Source organism: Devosia sp. Soil_C_22 (assembly GCF_057657195.1).
Genome location: NZ_JBDGIY010000001.1, coordinates 2911713 through 2929871, shown reverse-complemented (window position 1 = coordinate 2929871; position 18159 = coordinate 2911713). Strand labels below are relative to the sequence as shown.

Annotated in this window: 17 protein-coding genes; 10 read left to right on the top strand and 7 right to left on the bottom strand. The window is 65.2% G+C overall.

Translation table 11 applies throughout. The annotated features are described in order from the left end of the window. The first annotated feature begins 17 nt into the window (after positions 1–17). The 6 genes from AC3A6I_RS14270 to AC3A6I_RS14245 all read left to right on the top strand — a co-directional run bounded on the left by AC3A6I_RS14270 (position 18) and on the right by AC3A6I_RS14245 (position 6341). Positions 18–917 (top strand): ABC transporter permease, encoded by a 900-nt coding sequence (locus AC3A6I_RS14270; protein WP_487544379.1) that lies wholly within the window; start codon positions 18–20, stop codon positions 915–917. Continuing rightward, entirely contained in the window at positions 893–1630 is a 738-nt protein-coding gene (locus AC3A6I_RS14265) for an ABC transporter ATP-binding protein (RefSeq protein WP_487544378.1), read from the top strand. Before AC3A6I_RS14270 ends, AC3A6I_RS14265 begins: the two co-directional genes overlap by 25 nt. 12 nt (positions 1631–1642) lie before the next feature. Continuing rightward, positions 1643–3007: an LLM class flavin-dependent oxidoreductase gene (locus tag AC3A6I_RS14260; RefSeq protein ID WP_487544377.1), complete on the top strand. Its 1365-nt coding sequence runs from the start codon at positions 1643–1645 to the stop codon at positions 3005–3007. A gap of 9 nt (positions 3008–3016) precedes the next feature. Beyond that, positions 3017–3859: an NADPH-dependent oxidoreductase gene (locus AC3A6I_RS14255; RefSeq protein WP_487544376.1), complete on the top strand. Its 843-nt coding sequence runs from the start codon at positions 3017–3019 to the stop codon at positions 3857–3859. 27 nt (positions 3860–3886) lie between these two features. After that, positions 3887–4990 (top strand): LLM class flavin-dependent oxidoreductase, encoded by a 1104-nt coding sequence (locus AC3A6I_RS14250; RefSeq protein ID WP_487544375.1) that lies wholly within the window; start codon positions 3887–3889, stop codon positions 4988–4990. A 94-nt stretch (positions 4991–5084) separates the two neighbouring features. Next, entirely contained in the window at positions 5085–6341 is a 1257-nt protein-coding gene (locus AC3A6I_RS14245; protein ID WP_487544374.1) for a DUF3422 family protein, read from the top strand. A 1-nt stretch (position 6342) separates the two neighbouring features. Here AC3A6I_RS14245 and AC3A6I_RS14240 read toward each other — a convergent pair whose 3' ends face one another. The 5 genes from AC3A6I_RS14240 to AC3A6I_RS14220 all read right to left on the bottom strand — a co-directional run bounded on the left by AC3A6I_RS14240 (position 6343) and on the right by AC3A6I_RS14220 (position 10850). Continuing rightward, positions 6343–7119: an ABC transporter ATP-binding protein gene (locus tag AC3A6I_RS14240; RefSeq protein ID WP_487544373.1), complete on the bottom strand. Its 777-nt coding sequence runs from the start codon at positions 7117–7119 to the stop codon at positions 6343–6345. A gap of 75 nt (positions 7120–7194) precedes the next feature. Next, entirely contained in the window at positions 7195–8208 is a 1014-nt protein-coding gene (locus AC3A6I_RS14235) for an ABC transporter substrate-binding protein (protein ID WP_487544372.1), read from the bottom strand. Between the two features lie 19 nt (positions 8209–8227). Continuing rightward, positions 8228–8977: an ABC transporter permease gene (locus AC3A6I_RS14230; RefSeq protein WP_487544371.1), complete on the bottom strand. Its 750-nt coding sequence runs from the start codon at positions 8975–8977 to the stop codon at positions 8228–8230. Positions 8978–9078: 101 nt separating this feature from the next. Then, positions 9079–10065, bottom strand: coding sequence for a LysR family transcriptional regulator (locus AC3A6I_RS14225; protein WP_487544370.1), 987 nt, complete (start codon positions 10063–10065; stop codon positions 9079–9081). A gap of 89 nt (positions 10066–10154) precedes the next feature. Further along, positions 10155–10850: a GntR family transcriptional regulator gene (locus AC3A6I_RS14220; protein ID WP_487545033.1), complete on the bottom strand. Its 696-nt coding sequence runs from the start codon at positions 10848–10850 to the stop codon at positions 10155–10157. 160 nt (positions 10851–11010) lie between these two features. Here AC3A6I_RS14220 and AC3A6I_RS14215 point away from each other — a divergent pair, with 160 nt between their 5' ends. From AC3A6I_RS14215 to AC3A6I_RS14200, 4 genes are all read left to right on the top strand, one after another. After that, positions 11011–12267 (top strand): extracellular solute-binding protein, encoded by a 1257-nt coding sequence (locus AC3A6I_RS14215; protein ID WP_487544369.1) that lies wholly within the window; start codon positions 11011–11013, stop codon positions 12265–12267. A gap of 86 nt (positions 12268–12353) precedes the next feature. Next, positions 12354–13217 (top strand): carbohydrate ABC transporter permease, encoded by an 864-nt coding sequence (locus AC3A6I_RS14210; RefSeq protein WP_487544368.1) that lies wholly within the window; start codon positions 12354–12356, stop codon positions 13215–13217. A gap of 3 nt (positions 13218–13220) precedes the next feature. Further along, a complete protein-coding gene (locus tag AC3A6I_RS14205; RefSeq protein ID WP_487544367.1) occupies positions 13221–14054 on the top strand; it encodes a carbohydrate ABC transporter permease in 834 nt (277 codons plus the stop codon). Between the two features lie 20 nt (positions 14055–14074). Next, the gene (locus tag AC3A6I_RS14200) at positions 14075–15529 is read left to right on the top strand and encodes a hypothetical protein (protein WP_487544366.1); all 1455 of its coding nucleotides are present in this window, start codon (positions 14075–14077) and stop codon (positions 15527–15529) included. Between the two features lie 158 nt (positions 15530–15687). Here AC3A6I_RS14200 and AC3A6I_RS14195 read toward each other — a convergent pair whose 3' ends face one another. Both AC3A6I_RS14195 and AC3A6I_RS14190 read right to left on the bottom strand, forming a co-directional pair. Continuing rightward, positions 15688–16932, bottom strand: a complete 1245-nt coding sequence (locus AC3A6I_RS14195; protein ID WP_487544365.1) for an ABC transporter substrate-binding protein — start codon at positions 16930–16932, stop codon at positions 15688–15690. Positions 16933–17059: 127 nt separating this feature from the next. Then, complete coding sequence (locus tag AC3A6I_RS14190; RefSeq protein ID WP_487544364.1) at positions 17060–18157, bottom strand: ABC transporter ATP-binding protein; 1098 nt, start codon at positions 18155–18157, stop codon at positions 17060–17062. Positions 18158–18159 lie beyond the last annotated feature (2 nt).

Here is an 18159-nt window from a genome sequence, read left to right as displayed (position 1 = left end):
AGGCAGGAGATTTGGCGATGGCCTATCTTAGCAGCGGCGACAGCCAGAGACTGAATTTCACGGACCGCGAGCGAGGTGCGGACTACGAGGCACCGCAGGCTCGAGCGTCGGCCAGTTCCGTTCCTTCCACCCAGCGCCGGCGGCGGCGGCTCGGACCCGGGCCGGCTATCCCCTTTGGTCTCCAGATCGGGCCGGCCCTGCTGCTGGCCATCTGGGTCGGGGGCTCTTCCCTCGGCCTCATCGATCCGCGCATCCTGCCAACGCCGTGGACGATCGTCACGACCTTCGGCGACCTGATCGCCGATGGCCGGCTGCAATCGAACTTCATCACCTCGGCGGTCCGCGCTTTCCTGGGCCTCGGCTTCGGCATCCTCATCGGCCTCGCACTGGCGGTGGTCTCGGGCCTGTCGCGGGTCGGCGAATCCCTCATCGACGGTCCGATCCAGGTCAAGCGCGCCGTACCCACGCTCGCCATGATCCCGCTGCTGATGCTCTGGCTCGGTATCGGCGAGACCATGAAGGTCACGATCATCACGCTGGGCGTCGTGGTGCCGATCTACATGCACACCCACAACGCGTTGCGGGCCATCGACAATCGCTATGTCGAGCTCGCCGAAACCCTGCGCATGAGCCAGCGCGACTTCCTGCTCAACGTCGTGCTGCCGGGCGCGGTGCCCGGCTTCCTCCTCGGCCTGCGTTTTGCGGTGACCCTGTGCTGGGTGTCGCTCGTCGTGGTCGAACAGATCAATGCCACCAGCGGCCTCGGTTACATGATCGAGCTCGCCCGCACCTACGGCCAGACCCAGGTCATCATCGTTGGCCTCGTGGTCTACGCCTTCCTCGGCCTCACCTCGGACGGGATCGTCCGCCTGCTCGAAAGGAAGCTGCTGTCATGGCGCCGCACGCTCGCGAACTGAAGGCAGTCGAAGTCCGCCAGCTGACGCGGCGGTTCGGCACCACCACCATTCTCGACAATGTCGATCTCGACATTGTCCCGGGCGAGTTCATCGCCCTGCTCGGCAAGAGCGGTTCGGGCAAGAGCACGTTCCTCCGTGCCCTCGCTGGTCTCGACTACGACGTGGTGGGCACGGGAAGCCTCCGCACGCCTGACGCTCTCTCGGTGGTGTTCCAGGATGCCCGGCTGCTTCCATGGCGCAATGTGATCCAGAACGTCACGCTCGCTCTGCCTGGTGCTCGCGGGCAGGAGGCCGGCCGCAAGGCGCTCGCCGAGGTCGGTCTTGCCGGTCGCGAGACGGCTTGGCCGATCGAGCTCTCGGGTGGCGAGCAGCAGCGCGTGGCGTTGGCCCGCTCGCTGGTGCGCAATCCCGCACTACTGCTGGCCGATGAGCCGTTCGGGGCGCTCGACGCGCTGACCCGGCTCAAGATGCATGGCCTGTTGCGCGAGCTCTGCGCTCGCCACCAACCGGCCGTGCTGCTGGTCACCCACGATGTCGATGAGGCCATCGCGCTCGCCGACCGCATCCTCGTGCTCGATGAGGGGCGGTTCGTCGAGGACATGCAGATCGACCTGCCTAACCGCCGCAACCATGGCGACGCCCGGTTCGGCGCCATCCGTTCCCACCTTCTGTCCCGGCTCGGCGTCGATCTCGCCGACCGCGACGCTGCTTAATTCGAGGCCAGCATGACCAAGCAGAAGCGACAGCTGAAACTCGGCGCCTTCATCATGGCGACCGGCCACCACGTGTCTGCGTGGCGGCACCCCGACTCGCAGGCCGATGCCGGGCTCAATATCGACCACTACCGCGAGCTGGCGCAGACCGCCGAGCGTGGCAAGTTCGACCTCGTCTTCGTTGCCGACAGCCCGGCCGGCTGGGAGCGCGCCAAGGACCCCGAGGCCCTGCGCCGCTCGAGCCAGGGGGCGCATTTCGAGCCGGTGACGCTCTGGGCCGCCCTGTCGCAGGTGACCAACCATATCGGCTTCGTCGCGACGGCCTCCACTACCTACGAGGATCCGTACCTCCTCGCCCGCAAGTTCGCCTCGCTCGACTATATCAGCAAGGGCCGGGCGGCCTGGAACGTCGTTACCACCGGGGCCGATGTCTCGAAGAACTTCTCAATTCCCGGCCATCCGGCCCATGCCGATCGCTATGAGCGGGCGGAGGAGTTCGTCGATCTCGTCAAGGGGCTGTGGGATTCCTACGAGGACGACGCCTTCATCCGCGACAAGGAGAGCGGCGTCTATCTCGACCCGGACAAGGTCCATCAGCTCAACCACCAGGGCAAGTTCTTCACCGTCAGCGGCCCGCTCAATGTCGGGCGTCCGGTGCAGGGCTATCCGGTGATCGTGCAGGCCGGCGCCTCCGAGCCGGGTCGCGAGCTTGCCGCCCGCACGGCGGAGATGATCTTCACCGCCAACCAGACGCTCGAAGACGCGCAGGAGTTCTACTCCGACGTGAAGGGCCGTCTCGCCCGCTATGGCCGCAGCTCCGACGAGTTGCTGATCAGCCCGGGCATCTTCCCGGTACTGGGCGGCACCGAGAAGGAGGCGCAGGAGAACTACGACTACATCCAGTCGCTGATCCACCCGTCGATTGCCTGGACGATCCTCCAGCGGCACTACAAGGGAGTCGATCTGTCGGGCTACTCGCTCGACGACCGTGCACCCCCGCTGCCGCAGGATACCGAGCTCAACAAGAGCCGGCTCAAGCTCGTCACCGATTTGGTCGAGCGCAACAATCTCACCCTGCGCCAGTTCTACCTCGCTGTCGCCGGGGCACGTGGCCATCGCACCGTGGTGGGCACGCCCGAGCAGATTGCCGATGCGATCCAGGAGTGGTTCGATAACGGCGCTGCCGACGCCTTCAACATCATGCCGCCGATCCTGCCGACCGGTCTCACCGATTTCGTCGACCAGGTGGTGCCGATCCTGCGCAAGCGCGGGCTGTTCCGCGAGGAATACGAGGGCACCACCCTGCGAGAAAATCTCGGCCTCGCCCGGCCGGCCAACAGCTTTGCGCTGCGCCGCGACCAGCAGGTCGCGGTCTAGGAGGGGCCGATGTCGCTTGCTGAACTCCAGCCGCAACCCGGCCCCGACGACGTGCTGTTCGAGCGCTACCGCGAGGCGCCGCCGAAGCGCAGCGCCGAGTGGAATGACACGCTCGACACACTGCTGACCCATCGCTCGGTGCGGGCCTTCCTGCCCACGCCGCTGGCGGAGGGGACAATCGAGACGCTGGTTGCCGCCGCGCAATCGGCGCCGACCTCGTCGAACATCCAGGCCTGGAGTGTCGTCGCCGTCGAGGATCCGGCGCGGCGGGCGCGGTTGTCGCTGATTGCCGGCGATCAACGGCACATCGTCGAAGCGCCGCTGTTGCTGGTGTGGGTCGCCGATCTGGCGCGCGCCAGCGCCGTTGCGGCCGAGCGCGGGCTCGAGCTCGAGGCGGCCGGCTTCACCGAGTCCTTCCTGCTGGCCACCATCGACGCGGCCTTGGCCGGGCAGAACGCGGTGGTTGCGGCAGAGTCGTTGGGCCTCGGTACGGTCTATATCGGCGCGCTGCGTAACAATCCCGAGGCGGTGGCTGCTGAGCTTGGCTTGCCTGATCGGGCTTATGCGGTGTTCGGCCTCGTCGTCGGCTATCCCGACCTCGCTCGTCCGGCCGCGGTCAAGCCACGGCTGCCGCAGCAGGCGATACTGCATCGCGAGCGCTATGACGCCAACGCCCAACGCGATGCCATCGCGAGGCACGACCGACACCTCGCGGGTTTCCGCGCCGAACAGCGCCTGTCACCGCAGAGCTGGAGCGACCTCGCCGTCGACCGGCTGCGCACGGTGGACGCCCTCAAGGGCCGTCACGCGCTGCGCGACGTCCTTTCCCGGCTGGGCTTCCAGCTTCGCTAGTTCTCCCATCACCGGAGTATCACCATCATGAGTCGTCCCTCCGAATTCCTCTGGTACATCCCCAACCAGGTCAATGCCGGCCATCGCGGCGAGCCGGTCACCGCCGACCACAACAGCCTCGATACGCTCACCGTTCAAGCCAAGGCGCTTGAAGACCATGGCTGGCACGGCGCGCTGCTCGGCACCGGCTGGGGCCGGCCCGACACGTTCACCGTCGCCGCGGCGCTCGCTGCCCGCACGACGACGTTCGAGCCGTTGATCGCCATCCGCCCGGGCTACTGGCGCCCCGCCAATTTCGCCTCGGCGGCGGCAACGCTCGACCATCTCAGCGGCGGCCGCGTGCGCGTGAACATCGTTTCGGGGCAGGATAATCTCGCCGCCTATGGCGACAGCGAAGGTGATCAGGCCCACCGCTATGCCCGCACCAAGGAATTCATGCGACTGGTGCGGCGGCTGTGGACCGAGGAAAATGTCACCTTTGCCGGCGAGCATTTCTCGGTGACCGACAGCACGGTCACGCCCCGCACTGTGCAGCGCGGCGAGCGGAAGCATCCGCGACTCTACTTCGGTGGTGCGTCGGAGGCGGCCGAGAAGGTCGCGGCCACCGAGGCCGATGTGCAGCTCTTCTGGGGCGAGCCGCTCGATGGCGTGGCCGAGCGCATTGACCGCCTCAAAGCGCTGAGCAAGACGCTCGATCGCGACCTGCCGCCGCTGCAGTTCGGCCTGCGCATCACGACCTTCGTGCGCGACACCACGGAGCAAGCCTGGGCCGACGCCGAGGCCAAGGTGGCCAGCATGGCCGAGGGGCAGGGCGGCAGCTGGAACGATCACAATCGCAAGCTGGCCATCGGCCAGAAGCGCCTCCTCGACTTGCAACAGCGGGGCGATGTGCTCGACGACAACCTCTATACTGCCCCGGGGAAGTTCGGAGGTGGCGGGGCAGGGACCACCTGGCTGGTCGGCTCGGCCCAGGATGTCGCGAACTCGCTGATCAAGTACCGCGATCTCGGCATCGACCACTTCGTGCTGTCCGATACCCCGTATCTGCAGGAAATCGGCCGGCAGGGCGACCAGCTGCTGCCCTTGCTGCGCGGGGACGCAGGTACCGTTCGGTCGGTGGCCGCGGAGTGAAGCGCGACAAATAGTTCCGCTATCGAGCGACCAAATGTGGATGTCGGTAGCGGGCGTGCGGGCCTAGAATGAGTCGCGTCAGCTGGAGATAGACGTGACCGACAGGCCTCTGGATCATCCCTTCCGACAGACCATCATGGACGAAGTCCATGCCAGGCCCGTCGACATCGTGCCCGAGGCCGCCCGTGTCCGGCGGGTCGTGTTCGTCATGCCGACGGCGGCCGGGACTCTGGCCGCGGCCCTGAGTCGCTTCGCGCAATTCTGCGCCGATCGGGGCTACCCGGCTCCCGAGGACGAAAGCCGCCAGCACAGCTTCGAAACCGACAGCTACGTGGTGACGTGGGAGTTCCATACCGAGTTCATTACCATCACCTGGCGCGCCACGGCGGGCGGCGATGTGGCCTGGCCGGATGGGATCGGCATTGAGCTGCTGTCGGACGGGCAGTTGATCGGCGCGATGCGCATCGACGTGATCGCCGATGCCGAGGTGCCGGCACGGCTGCTGCCCGGCTTCGCGCTGCCGAGCCTGTGCGTATCGGCCATCGAGAATGGGCAGGCGCAGGTTGCGACCGACTTTGTCACCGACGAGCAGAGCTTTACGCGCTTCGAGTTCGCGGCGGGACGCCTGACGCCGCTGCGCCGCTCGATCGCGGTGCGCCGGCTGCTCGAAATCGAAACCTATCGCACCATGGCGCTGATGGGGCTGCCGCTGGCGCGGCAGGCTTCGCCAGATCTGCGGTTCGCGGAGACCGAGCTGACAGCGGTCATCGGCAGCCTTGCCGACGTCAACACCACCGACGAGGCGCAGGCGGCGCTGGTGGCGCTAAACTCGCTGTCGGTGCGAGCCGGACAGATTTCGGAACGGCTGAGCTACCGGTTCGCGGCGTCGCAAGCCTATGGCGGCGTATTGCGGGCGCGCCTTGAGGGACTGAAGGAAGACACGACGGCGGTGGGCTCGCGGCTTTCGACCTACCTTGCCAATCGTGTCGAGCCGGCGCTTGCCACCTGCATGGCCATCGAGAAGCGGCTCAGTGTCCTGTCGGACAAGATCGAGCGGGCCATCGGGCTGCTCGACGTGCGGCTGGAGCTCGAGATGCAGGTGCAGAACAAGGCCGTGCTCGAGACCATCGCCAAGACTGCACACAGCCAGTTCCAGCTGCAGCGCACAGTCGAGGGGCTCTCGACCATCGCCATCAGCTACTATCTGCTCGGCATCCTGAGCTACGTGATGGCCGGCCCGCTCGGCGAGCTCCATTTCGACAAGACACTGGCGCTGTCGATTGCCGCGCCCTTCGTCCTGCTGTTCGTCTGGCTCATGGTGCGCCGCGTGCGCAACGCGCACAGCTCATGAGCTACTGCGGCCGATAGAAGTCGGACTGCGGGTCGGAAAGGACGAGCTCGCGCATGCGCGTGGAGAGATAGGCGCGCAGCTTGATGTACCGCTCGTCGGCCCGCGCATCGTCGAGATGGCGGGGGCGCTCGAGTTCGACATCCAGCGTCTCTACGATCCGCCCCGGCCGCGGCCCCATAAGCACGATGCGGTCGGACAGCACGATCGCCTCGTCGACGCTGTGGGTCACGAACAGCACTGTCGACTGCTGTTGGCTCCAGATGCGCAGCAGCTCCATCTGCATCAATTCGCGGGTCTGCGCGTCGATGCTGGCAAAGGGCTCGTCCATCAGCAGCACCCGCGGTTTGGTCACCAGCGCACGGGCAATTGCGACGCGCTGCTTCATGCCGCCCGAGAGTTCGTCGGGGTAGGCATCCTTGAAGCGCGCAAGGCCAACGGCTTCGAGTTGTTCCAGCACTTTGTCGGCCCGTTCGGCCTTCGACAGCCCCTGTTCGCCCAGTGGGAACTCGACATTGGCTTCGACCGTGAGCCAGGGAATGAGGCGGAAGGACTGGAACACAAAACCCATGTCGGGGCCGGGCCGCGGCGGTTCGCCATGCACCCGCACCGAGCCGCGCTGCGGCTTCAACAGGCCGTCGACCAGCCGGAGCAGGGTGGTCTTGCCGCAACCCGAGGGCCCGAGCAGGCTGACGAACAGCTTGTCGGGCACCTGCAGGTTGATGTCGTTGAGTGCCACGATCTCCTGCTTGAGCCGGGCGGATTTGAACGAGACGCCCACGCCTTCGAGATCGATGGCGGCGACGGGGGACGATGCTTGATCCAGAACTTCAGTCCCCCATCCGGTACTCGTGCCTCAGCGGGCGACGGCGTCTCCCTCGACCGTACCCACGTCGGCGAGTACCGCGTCAACTGGACCGAAGTCTACCCATTGATCGAGGGTAACGGGAGTGACGTCGGCAAAATCCTCGGTCGAGTAGAGCCATTCCTGCGTGTATTGCAGGTCCGTGGCGTTCATGCCGCCATTGACGCTCCAGGTGCCCGCGAAGGTGGCGGCCAGGGCCTGCAGCCCGGCCTCGTCGGTGTTGGGCGCATACGGCACCATGGCTGTGGCCCAGGCATTGGGATCGGCTGCAAAGTCACGCGAGATCTTGATCAGCGCACGAATGACACCCTGCACCTCGGTGCCGCGCTCGTCCAGCACCTTCTGGGTTACGGCGTTGACCTTATTGATGACCGGCGCCGCCGCATAATAGGGGTCCTGGTCGACGAGGATGTGGAAGCCGGTCTTGTCCGGGATCGACAGCCAGACCCCGATCGACATGGTGGTCGCATCGATCTGTCCGGCGACCAGCGACTGGGCGCGAACGCCGGGCTGGCCGATGGCGAGCACTTCCATCGAATCGACGTCGAGCCCTTCGGCCGCCAGCACCTTGGTCGACAGCGAATGGTCGAGGCTGCCGACGCGGCCGACGCCGAACTTCTTGCCGGCGAGATCGGCAACCGTCTTGATGTCGTCCTTGGCGACGATGACATAGGGCAGCGACTTGTTCGGCGAGGTCACTGCCTTGAGGTCGGTAGCACCCTGCGCGACAAGCAGCAGCAGGCCGTCGACGCCCACATTGGCCATCTCGCCTTCACCGGCGGCCAGTGCCTGCAGCGCGGACGGGGTCTGCTCGACGCGGACGAGTTCGACCTCGACCCCCTCAGCTTCGAAATAGCCCTTCTCGAGCGCCAAATCCATTACCGAGTTCGGCACCAGCGGCGGCTCAAGATGGGTGAGGATCAGCCGGAACGGCGCAGCAGCGGCGGGCTGCGCGATGAGGAGCGCGGCGAGCGCAGGCAGGAGCAGGGACGCTAGTCGTTTCATGGGGCTCTCCCGGAAATGGTCAGGTTGACGGCTCGCCACGCCAGCGCTCGAGGCGCTGTTGCAGATGGCGCAGAAGCTCGGTGACAATGACGCCCACGGTCGCAAGGATCAGGACGATCACGAAATACTCGGCCATGCGGAACGTGTTGCCATAGATGGCCAGCAGTCCGCCCAGCCCGCGCACGGCGGTATAGAGCTCGGCCACGACGGTATTGATGAGGCCGATCGTTGCGCCTACCCGCAGCCCCACGACGATGAAGGGCACGGCGCTGGGGATGGTGATGCGGCTGAAGATGCGCCAACGGCTCGCGCCCACGGACTTCGCCATCTCGACGAGTTCGTCGTTGGAGGCGAGCACGCCGGCATAGGTGTTGAGCAGGATCGGCATCGCCGCTCCGAGAAAGACGATGAACACCTTGGCCTGCACCCCCAGGCCGAGCAGCACGATGATCAGCGGAATGAAGGCGACGCGCGGGGTTGCCGCCAGCGCGTTGACATAGATGTCGAGCGTCTTGCCGAGCGGCCGGAAGCCGCCCATCAGGACCCCGAGCGGCACTGCCACGAGGGCCGCAAGCCCGAAGCCGAGGCCATAGACCGTCAGGCTGTCGCCGATGGCGATCCATAGCCGTGCCTCGCTGAACAGGCGCTGGGCCGCTGCGAGGGTCAGGAAGGGAGTGGGAATGAGATTGCGGGGAACAAGTTCGGCGGCGAGCGTCCAGCCGGCCAGGAGCAGAGCCAGGAAAGCAAGCCGGTAAAGCCAGATCGTCACGTCTCGAACCGCGGCCTTGGCGACCGTCCTTCATTCCCCGATGGCGCCAAGCTAGCGCCGATCGGCAGTGAAGGGGCGAATAGGCCCTATAGGCTTCTCCTCTAGGCCGTGAGAAACGGTGGCGCCGGAGCGATGCTGGGCCGGATCTGTTCGCCCGCAACATCATGCAGGGTGTCGATCAGAGCCGAGTAGGGGGCGAGGTGCCGGTATTGCGAGGGCACCAAAGCCACCAGCGGGCGGGGAATATCGAGCGCCACGTCGTAGAGCCGGATGCCGCCGAGCACCGTTTCGCCAGCAAAGCAGCTGAGCGCGGGAGCCAGGCAGACGCCGAGCCCGGCGCGTACCATCGCCACCGCCACCTCGAAGCTGCGGCACCGGGCGACGACATGGTGCCCGGGCAGGGCGGCCTCGTACCAGAGGTCGATCCGGTTCTGGTGCTGGGTGCCATAGACGAAATGGATGGCGCTGTTCAGCGTCGCGCGCGCCGCGGCATCGAGCTCAGCCTCGGACTCGATACCGTCGAGCCCGAGCCCTTCCGGCACGACAAGGACATAGGGGTCATCGAGCAGCGGCACCTGCACAAAGCCCATGCTGGCCCGCGCGATCGAGCTGGCGGCGACAATGCCGATATTGGCTCGCCGCGCATACAGCATGGCCAGCACATCGCTCGGGCTGCTCTCATGCACATCGAACCCGATATCCGGGTTGAGGTCACGGAAGCGCCGCAGCGCGGGCGGCAGCAGCACGCGGACCGGCGTACTGATGCCGGCAATGCCGATGGTGCGCGAACCACCGGCAATGCCGCTGAGCCCGTCCTCGAGCTCCTGCATCTCGCGCATCACCTGCTCGGCGCGCGCGACGAGAAAGGTCCCGATCTCGGTCAGCGTCATGCGACCCGCCCGGCGCTCGAACACCTTGTGCCCGATGCTCGCCTCGAGCTTGGCGATCTGCTGCGAGAGGGAGGGCTGCGACAGCCCGATCTGCTTGGCCGCACGGCTCACGGTCTCCGCGTGAGCCACTGCCCAGACAATGCGCAACTGATGAAGGGTCAACTGGGGGCCGCCCCCGGCCCGAGTCACGATCGGCATGGGACGAACCTATCCAACCGCGACGCGATGCGCACCTGCAAATGGCAGCGCGACCAGGTGCGCTGGCATGCTTGCGGATGCCGGCATGTTCACTCGGCCGTCTTTTCGGGCAGTACCGCATCCAGATGGTGTGCCATTTCCGACACCGCATCCTCTGGTGAACTCGCCGTAATGCACGCCAGGATTCTCTCATGGTCGGCAATCACCTGGGCCATGCGGCCCTCCTGGGCGAGCGTCATACGGCGATAGCGGTCGACCTGAACCTTCACCTGCAGCACCTGCCGCCATATTCCGGGAAAGCCGCTGATCTCGGCGATCTTGGCGTGAAAGGCCTCATCGGCGCGGTGAAAGGTCGTCTGGTCGTTGGCCTCGGCCGCCTCGCGTTGCTGCTCGACGATGGTGGCGAGGGCCAGCACCTGGCTCTTGGTCGCCTTTTCAGCCGCCAGCCTCACGGAAGCCGTCTCCAGGGCCTTTCGGATCACCATCGCCTCGGGCAGATCGTCGTACGGAATGCGGGCGACGAAGGTACCGGATTGAGGAAAGACCTCGATCAGGCGCTCATCGGCCAGACGTTGCATAGCTTCACGGACCGGGGTCCGGCTCAACCCGTAGTGCGAGGCGATCTCCTTCTCGTTGATGGGGTCGCCAGGCCTGAGGTGCAAAGATACGATCTCGTCCCTGACATTCTGATATACTAGTCTCCACGCAGAGCTGATGCCAGCCGCGCTGGCACGACGCGGACTGGCACGTCGGCGTGACCGAGTTGATTCTCTAGGCAAGTCCATTGGCAGAACCACAATTTGGCGGGCTTCTGGCCGCCCGTTGGATGAGAGTCTAGCACAGGGGCCCGCCGCCTGTGACGATGAGACCGTTGACTTGGATACTATTATATCAGTAGCGTAGGCAAGGAGATCGTTCGAAAGGGGACGATCAGGAGGAAACATCATGAAGGCTTTCAACCGGCTGGCCGTGTCGGCCATGGCCATAGTCGCCACATCGGCGCTACCGCTTGTTGCAGTTGCGGGCGAGGTCGAGTTCTGGAGCCCGTTTACCGGCCCTGACGGCAACGCCATCGACGCATTGGTCAAGGAATTCAATGCCGGCGCCGGCGCCGAGGCCGGCGTGCAGATCAACCTGCTGATCATTCCGTGGGACGACTACTACACGAAGCTCTCGGTCTCGATGGCGTCCCGCACCGCCCCCGATCTCGCCGTGATGCACAGCCACCAGATCGCCGGCTTCGTCAAGCAAGGCGCGCTCGAGGCCTACACGCCAGAGGAGGTGGCAGCGGCCGGCCTCGTAGAAGCCGACTACATTGCGCCGCTATGGAGTGCCGGCGTGGTCGCCGACCAGCGCTACGGGGTGCCGATCGACGCGTTTCCGCGCCACATCTATTTCAACAAGACACTGTTCGAACAGGCCGGGCTCGACCCGAACAATCCGCCCAAGACGGGCGCCGAACTACTTGATGCGGCAACCAAGATCCAGGCGCTCGGCAACGGCGTCATGGGCCTTCAGTTCCAGCTCAATGGCTCGGGCGCGTTCCGCAACTTCTACTCGATCTACTGGCAGTACCAGGACGACCTCTACAACGCCGACCAGACCGATGTGGCCGACGGTTTCGCCGAGACGGCAAAGAAATCGCTCGAGACGCTGAAGGCGTACATGGACGCCGGGCTGGCGCCCAAGGAGATCATTACCGACGTGCCGGCGCAGTTCGCACAGAACAAGTTCGGCATCGTGATCAACCAGATCACCGACCTGCCGGTATACCAGACCGCCGCCGCCGACCAGGGGTTGCAGTTCGGCGTGGCGCCGTTGCCGACCTTCGGCGACAGGGCCGCAACGTTTGCGCTCGGCCACAACTTCGTCATCCCGCGCGGCACGCCGCCCGAGGCTCGTGCCGATGCGCTCGTCTTCGTCAAGTGGATCGGCGACAACTCGATCGCCTGGGCCAAGACAGGGAAGATGCCGGCCAAGGTCACGACGCTGAACAGCGATGAGTTCAAGGCGCTGCCCGAGCAGGCCATCGTCGCGACTTCGCTCGACTACGTGCACTTCCCGCCGGCCCTGTCGGTGCAACCGCAGGTCGACCGCGTCATCCAGACCACGGCCGAGGCCTTCTACGCCGGTCAGGTCAATGCTGACCAGGCCGTGCAGATGATGGTCGACGGCATCCGCCAGGAATTGGCCAAGAAGTAACTCCCCGCCCGCTTCGGCGGACGACTCCCAGCGGGCGGCCGGCTTCAGCAGGTCGCCCGACTTCCCCGGCCACCTGAAGGACTGCGATGGCTCGCCAGCGTTCGACACTATTCCCGTATCTGCTCGCGGGACCCTATATCGCGCTGTTCGCGGTGTTCGTCGCCTATCCGGTCGGGCGGGCGCTCTACATGAGCCTGTTCGACTGGGGCATCTTCGGGCCTAACGCATTCGTCGGGCTCGCCAACTACACCTCGCTGATCGGCGATGCGCGCTTCTGGAGCTCATTCTGGGTCACCAGCACTTTCGCGCTGATGTATGTGCCGATGATCACGGTGATCTCGCTGCTGCTGGCGGTGCTGCTGCATCGCAAGCTCCCCGGCATCGGCATCTTCCGCACCGCTTTCTTCCTGCCCATCGTCATCAACGTGGCGGTAGCGGCTATCGCCTTCAACTGGCTGTTCGAGCCCAATATCGGCACCATCGACAAGGTGCTGCAGTTCTTCGGCCTCCCTGGCCAGAACCTGCTGCAGCAGCCGGGTTGGGCCCTGTTCGTGGTCAGCCTGGTGACGCTGTGGATCAATGTCGGGTTCATGGTGATCATCCTGCTTGCCGGGCTCGAGAATATTCCCGACGAGCTCTACGAGGCGGCGCGGCTCGATGGCTCCAATCCGCTGCAGGACCTCGTTCTCATCACCGTGCCGCTGCTGCGGCCGATCCTGCTGATCGTCATCGTCCTGTCGATCGTGCAGGGCTTCCAGATTTTCGGCGAAGTGCTGATCATGACGCAGGGCGGGCCATTCGGGTCCACGACAGTCCTCACCATGCTGCTCTACGAGGAGGGGTTCCAGCGCTTCTCGCTCGGCCGCGCCGCAGCGATCGGCGTCGTCATCACCATCATCATCGCGACGCTGAGCTTCATTCAGTTCCGCTTCTTTAGGCGGGAGGCCTGAGCCATGCAGCGCAAGGGTACGCAGACGGCGCGCTGGATCGTCCTCGTCATACTGGCGGCACTGTGGTTCCTGCCGCTCGTCTCGCTCGTGCTGTTCTCGTTCGCGCCGCCGGCCGAGGTGCTGAAGGGAGTGTTCATTCCCACGCAGTGGACGCTCGACAACTACTGGAAGGTGCTCACCGAAACCCAACGCGGTGTAAGTGTGCCGGGCGGGCTGTGGAACAGCACGGTCATCATGGTGCTTCAGGTTGCCGGTATCCTGCTGCTCGACGTTCCGGCGGCCTATGCGTTCGCGCGGACGAAATTCTTCGGCCGCAACGTACTGTTTGCCCTGGTGCTGGTGTCGATGATGATGCCTGGTATCCTCGAGGTCATCTCGCTCTATGACCTCATGGCCAATATCGGGCTCGTCAACACGCTGTGGGGCGTGATCCTGCCCGGGCTGCCGCGCGTCATCGGCATCTTCATCTTGCGCCAGTTCTTCATGGAAGTGCCACGCGAGCTGGACGAGGCGGCGCGTATCGATGGTGCCAGCGAGTTCCAGATCTTTTCGAAGATCATGGTGCCGCTGGCCATGCCCTCGATCATCACCGTCACGGTGATCACTGCGCTGTACAGCTGGAACAACTTCCTGTGGCCGCTGATCGTCACCAACTCGCCGGAGGCGATGCCGGTGCCGGTGGTGATCGCCTATCTCAGCGCCGATACGAGCGCGGTGCTCAACTACACCATCATTCTCGCCGCGGCCTTCGTCACCTCATTGCCGATGATCATCCTGTTCCTGCTCGGACAGCGGTGGATCGTCAGCGGAATGCGCCCGGCCTCGGGCATCAAGTAATAGTCTCAGGAGCTCCTTTCATGCCGACGATCAAAGTCGACCCGCGGCCGCTGCACGCCATTTCGCCCCGCCTCTACATGCAGTTCATGGAGCCGCTCGGCACTACGGATTCGTCCGTCGAAGCCTGCTGGGACGCACTGTCCGACCGCTGGCGGCCGGACTTTGTCGAGGTTGTGCGCGACCTTGCACCGAGCTCGATCCGCTGGGGCGGCATCCTCACCAGCTTCTGGAAGTGGCGCGAGAGCGTCGGCCCGCGCGCCGCGCGCAAGGACATGGTCAACTACCTCTGGGGCGGCTGGGAGAAGAACGTCGTCGGCGTCGACGAATTCCTCGAGTTCTGCGAAGCGGTGTCGGCCGAGCCGATCATGGCGATCAACTTCGCCGCCGACGGGCGGCCCGAATATATCAACACGGCGCTCGGCGAACAGCGCTCCGGCGATGCCACCGAGGCGGCCGATCTCGTCAGCTACGCCAATGATCCGGACAATGCCGAGCGCATCGCCAATGGCCGCAAGGCGCCGTGGGCCATCCACACCTGGCAGATCGGCAACGAGACCTCGTATCCCAAGGCAGGTGAGCGCTTCACGAGCTCAGAAAACGCGAAACACTATGTCGAGTTCGCCAGGGCGATGAAGGCGCGTGACCCCTCGATCCAGCTGATTGGCTGGGGCGACATGGAGCGCGACACAGGCAAGTGGTGGGCCAACGAGCTGGTGCAGGAGGGCGGTGACCTCGTCGACATGGTCGCCATCCATATGATGCACCAGAACCCAGGCAACGAGCCGACCGTGCTGCATGGCCGGGACTACCGCAAGGACTATGGCGCGACCTGGGAAGCGCTGGGCGGCATGTACAGGAAGGTCGAGGACAAGCTGCTCGGCGCGCGCCAGACGCTCAAGGATCTCGGTACGCCCGCCAAGCTCGCGATCACCGAGGCGCATCTGTCGATCCAGCCGCACAACAAGTCCGAGATGCTGCGCGAGTGGATCTCGGGGCTTTACCATGCCCGCTGCATGGCGCTGTTCGAGCGGCACTCCGACATTGTCGACATCTCGACGCTTGCCGATTTCGCCGGCACGAGCTGGACCGTGAACGCCGTGTTGCTCGGCTCGCCGCGCGAGCAGCCCTACCTGCTGCCGGTCGGCCACATCATGCGCCTGTTCCGCCGCCACTCCGGCACGCACGGCGTGAATGTCAGCTCGGACGACAAGTCGATCGAGGTCTCGGCCAGCCGCTCCGGCGACACGCTCTACGTGCACGTCGTCAATACCAGCCTCGACAATGCGGCTGACGTCACGCTCGATCTTGGTACCGTGCCGAAGTCGGTTCGTGCGCACCGGATCAACCCCGAACTCGATACTGCCATAGACAGCACGGCGCTGGACGTCTTTGCTGTGACGACGACGACCGAGCCGACAACGGGCACGTTGCGCATACCCAAGGCTTCGGTGACGGCCTATGAGCTCGCGCTCTAGCGACCGGCAGTGATCGAGATCAGCCCTCTTCACCGCCGGCCATAATCAGGACGACGTAGCGGCGAACCTGATGAGCCGGAATGCAGCGATCCAGGCGGCCCGGGAGGGTGCCGCCTGGATCCGACGTGCCGTGCGGACCGGCCCGTCATAGACGTGGATCAACCGAAGATCGCGTCACGCTCGTCCTTGAGCGCCTCGATCACGTCGTCGACCGTCTGCGACTTGTCCGACCAGTAGTTGAACATCACGTTCCAGATCGCGTTGTTCCAGTCGGCGTCGATCACGTTGAACGGGTTCGGCACTTGCGCATTCGGCACGTTCAAGGCGTCCATGGCCACCTTGTTGCAGGCGTCCTGGAACTCGGTGGGCGCATCGGCACGCGGCGAGGTCGAGCCCTTCTGCTGGTTGGCCTTGGCCGATACCACCGGGTCGACGAAGGCGGCGACGAGGTCGAGTTCGGCCTTGTCGATTTCCTCGTTCTGCCCACCCAGCACACCCATGGCATCCGAAGTCACCGGCACGGCCTTGGCGCCGGGGATGACCTGGCAACCGAAGTCGACGCCCGGCACCTTGCCGGCCGCCAGCCACTCGCCCTTCATCCAGTCGCCCATCACCTGGAACAGTGCCTGCCCGGTGATCACCGTGTTGGTCGCTTCGTTCCACGGCCGGTTCTCGGCCTCGGGCCCGGCTTCGTTCGAGAAGGCGCGTACCACTTCCACGGCCTTCCTGAACTCGGGCGTATCCATCACGGTCGCATCGGGCTCTTCCGAGTAGAGCCGGTTGTAGATCTCGGGCCCGCCAATGGCGGCCAGCATGGCGTGGAACAGGTAGCCGACCTGGAAGGCCTGCGAGCCCACCGCCACCGGAATGAACCCGGCATCCTTGATCTTCTGGAAATCGGCCAGCATCTGGTCGACGTCCTTCCAGGCGGCCGGATCGACGCCGGCCTTGGTGGCGACTTCCTTGTTCCAGTAAACCATGCCGTCGATGTGCATGAAGAGCGGGATCTTCACCAACTGGCCGTCGACCGTCGACAGGTCGCGGATGATCGGGAAGAAGCCCTCGGTCGCGCCGATCTCGTTGTAGGTGTCGGTCAGGTCGCGGGCGAGCCCCATCTTCTGCAGGTCGCGGAAGACGTTGGGGTCCGAGGTCACGAAGGCGTTGGGCGGCTCGCCGCCGGTGACCATGTTGACGATCGAAACGTTGACGCCCGAGTTGTGCGGGATGGCGAGGTCCTTCCAAGTGTGGCCCTTGGCCTCCATCGCCTCCCTCAGCACGTTGAGGGCATTCACTTCCGACTGGGTCGACCAGCCGTGGTAGACGATCAGTTCTGCGGCGTGACCGGAGAACGTGGCGGCGCTGGCCATGAGGCCGGCGACGATGCCAAGCAGTTTGCTGCGCATATCCTTCTCACTCCCTTATGTCCCAGGGGGACGTTGTCGTCGGGCTGTTCCGGTTCCTGCCGCCGCGTGCCCTTCGCGGTCATCCGGAGCTGTTGTCGGGCCGTCCGGGCCTTTGCCCGGCATCCGGTCACATGCGCAGGCCGCTGCCTGCGTCGAACACGTTGAGCTTGTCGCCGGGGAAACCGACGCTCACCACATCGCCCTGGCTGAGCGCCGACGAGCGGCCCGGTTCCATGCGAATGGCGAGCAGCCCGTCCGGCAGCTTCAGGTAGCCGGTGGCGTCACCTCCCGTGCGCTCGGTGTATTGCACCGGCAGCGCGAAGCGCCCGGCCTCGCCCGCCACGTCTTGCCCCGGCTGGCCGAAATGCTCGGGCCGCAGCCCCAGCACGATCTCCTGCCCATCCTTGGGCGCCGTGGCGAAGCGGTAGCGGGTCAGATCGAGGCTTACCCCATCGATCTGCGCGCTGGTCCGGCCGTTCACCTGCGAGATGACGCCGCGGCGCAGGTTCATGGCTGGCGCCCCGATGAAACCCGCGACGAACAGGTTGCGTGGCGCCTCGTAGATCTCGTCGGGCGTGCCGAATTGCTGGATCACGCCGCCATCCATCACCGCGATCTTGGTGGCCATGGTCATGGCTTCGATCTGGTCGTGCGTGACGTAGACGACAGTCGAGTTGGTCTCGTCGTGCAGCTTCTTGATCTCGAGCCGCATCTCGGTGCGGAGCTTCGCATCGAGGTTGGAGAGCGGCTCGTCGAACAGGAACACCGGTACCTGCTTCACCAGCGCCCGGCCGATCGCCACGCGCTGCCGCTGCCCGCCCGACAGCTGCGCCGGCTTGCGGTCGAGCAAGGGCTCGATCTGCAGCAGCTTTGCCGCCCAGGCGACGCGCCGGTCGATCTCGGCCCGGTCGAGCTTCTGCGCCGAGAGCCCGAAGCGCAGGTTCCCGCGCACCGTCTTGGTCGGATAGAGCGCGTAGGATTGGAACACCATGGCGAGCCCGCGATCCTTGGGATCGAGGTCGGTGACGTCGCGTCCGCCGATGGTGATGCGCCCCGCCGAAACCTCGAGCAGTCCGGCGAGCAGGTTGAGCAGCGTGGTCTTGCCGCAGCCCGATGGGCCGAGCAGTACGACGAACTCGCCGTCCTCGATGGTGAGGTCGAGACTCTTGAGCACCGTCAGGCGCCCATACGACTTGATGATGTCTTCGAATTGCACGCGTGGCATGG

Bases quoted from the DNA above. Each gene is read 5' to 3' on its own strand.
- AC3A6I_RS14270 (WP_487544379.1), top strand. From the start codon at position 18: ATGGCCTATCTTAGCAGCGGCGACAGCCAGAGACTGAATTTCACGGAC.
- AC3A6I_RS14265 (WP_487544378.1), top strand. From the start codon at position 893: ATGGCGCCGCACGCTCGCGAACTGAAGGCAGTCGAAGTCCGCCAGCTG.
- AC3A6I_RS14260 (WP_487544377.1), top strand. From the start codon at position 1,643: ATGACCAAGCAGAAGCGACAGCTGAAACTCGGCGCCTTCATCATGGCG.
- AC3A6I_RS14255 (WP_487544376.1), top strand. From the start codon at position 3,017: ATGTCGCTTGCTGAACTCCAGCCGCAACCCGGCCCCGACGACGTGCTG.
- AC3A6I_RS14250 (WP_487544375.1), top strand. From the start codon at position 3,887: ATGAGTCGTCCCTCCGAATTCCTCTGGTACATCCCCAACCAGGTCAAT.
- AC3A6I_RS14235 (WP_487544372.1), bottom strand. From the start codon at position 8,208: ATGAAACGACTAGCGTCCCTGCTCCTGCCTGCGCTCGCCGCGCTCCTC.
- AC3A6I_RS14225 (WP_487544370.1), bottom strand. From the start codon at position 10,065: ATGCCGATCGTGACTCGGGCCGGGGGCGGCCCCCAGTTGACCCTTCAT.
- AC3A6I_RS14220 (WP_487545033.1), bottom strand. From the start codon at position 10,850: ATGGACTTGCCTAGAGAATCAACTCGGTCACGCCGACGTGCCAGTCCG.
- AC3A6I_RS14215 (WP_487544369.1), top strand. From the start codon at position 11,011: ATGAAGGCTTTCAACCGGCTGGCCGTGTCGGCCATGGCCATAGTCGCC.
- AC3A6I_RS14210 (WP_487544368.1), top strand. From the start codon at position 12,354: ATGGCTCGCCAGCGTTCGACACTATTCCCGTATCTGCTCGCGGGACCC.
- AC3A6I_RS14205 (WP_487544367.1), top strand. From the start codon at position 13,221: ATGCAGCGCAAGGGTACGCAGACGGCGCGCTGGATCGTCCTCGTCATA.
- AC3A6I_RS14200 (WP_487544366.1), top strand. From the start codon at position 14,075: ATGCCGACGATCAAAGTCGACCCGCGGCCGCTGCACGCCATTTCGCCC.
- AC3A6I_RS14195 (WP_487544365.1), bottom strand. From the start codon at position 16,932: ATGCGCAGCAAACTGCTTGGCATCGTCGCCGGCCTCATGGCCAGCGCC.
- AC3A6I_RS14190 (WP_487544364.1), bottom strand. From the start codon at position 18,157: ATGCCACGCGTGCAATTCGAAGACATCATCAAGTCGTATGGGCGCCTG.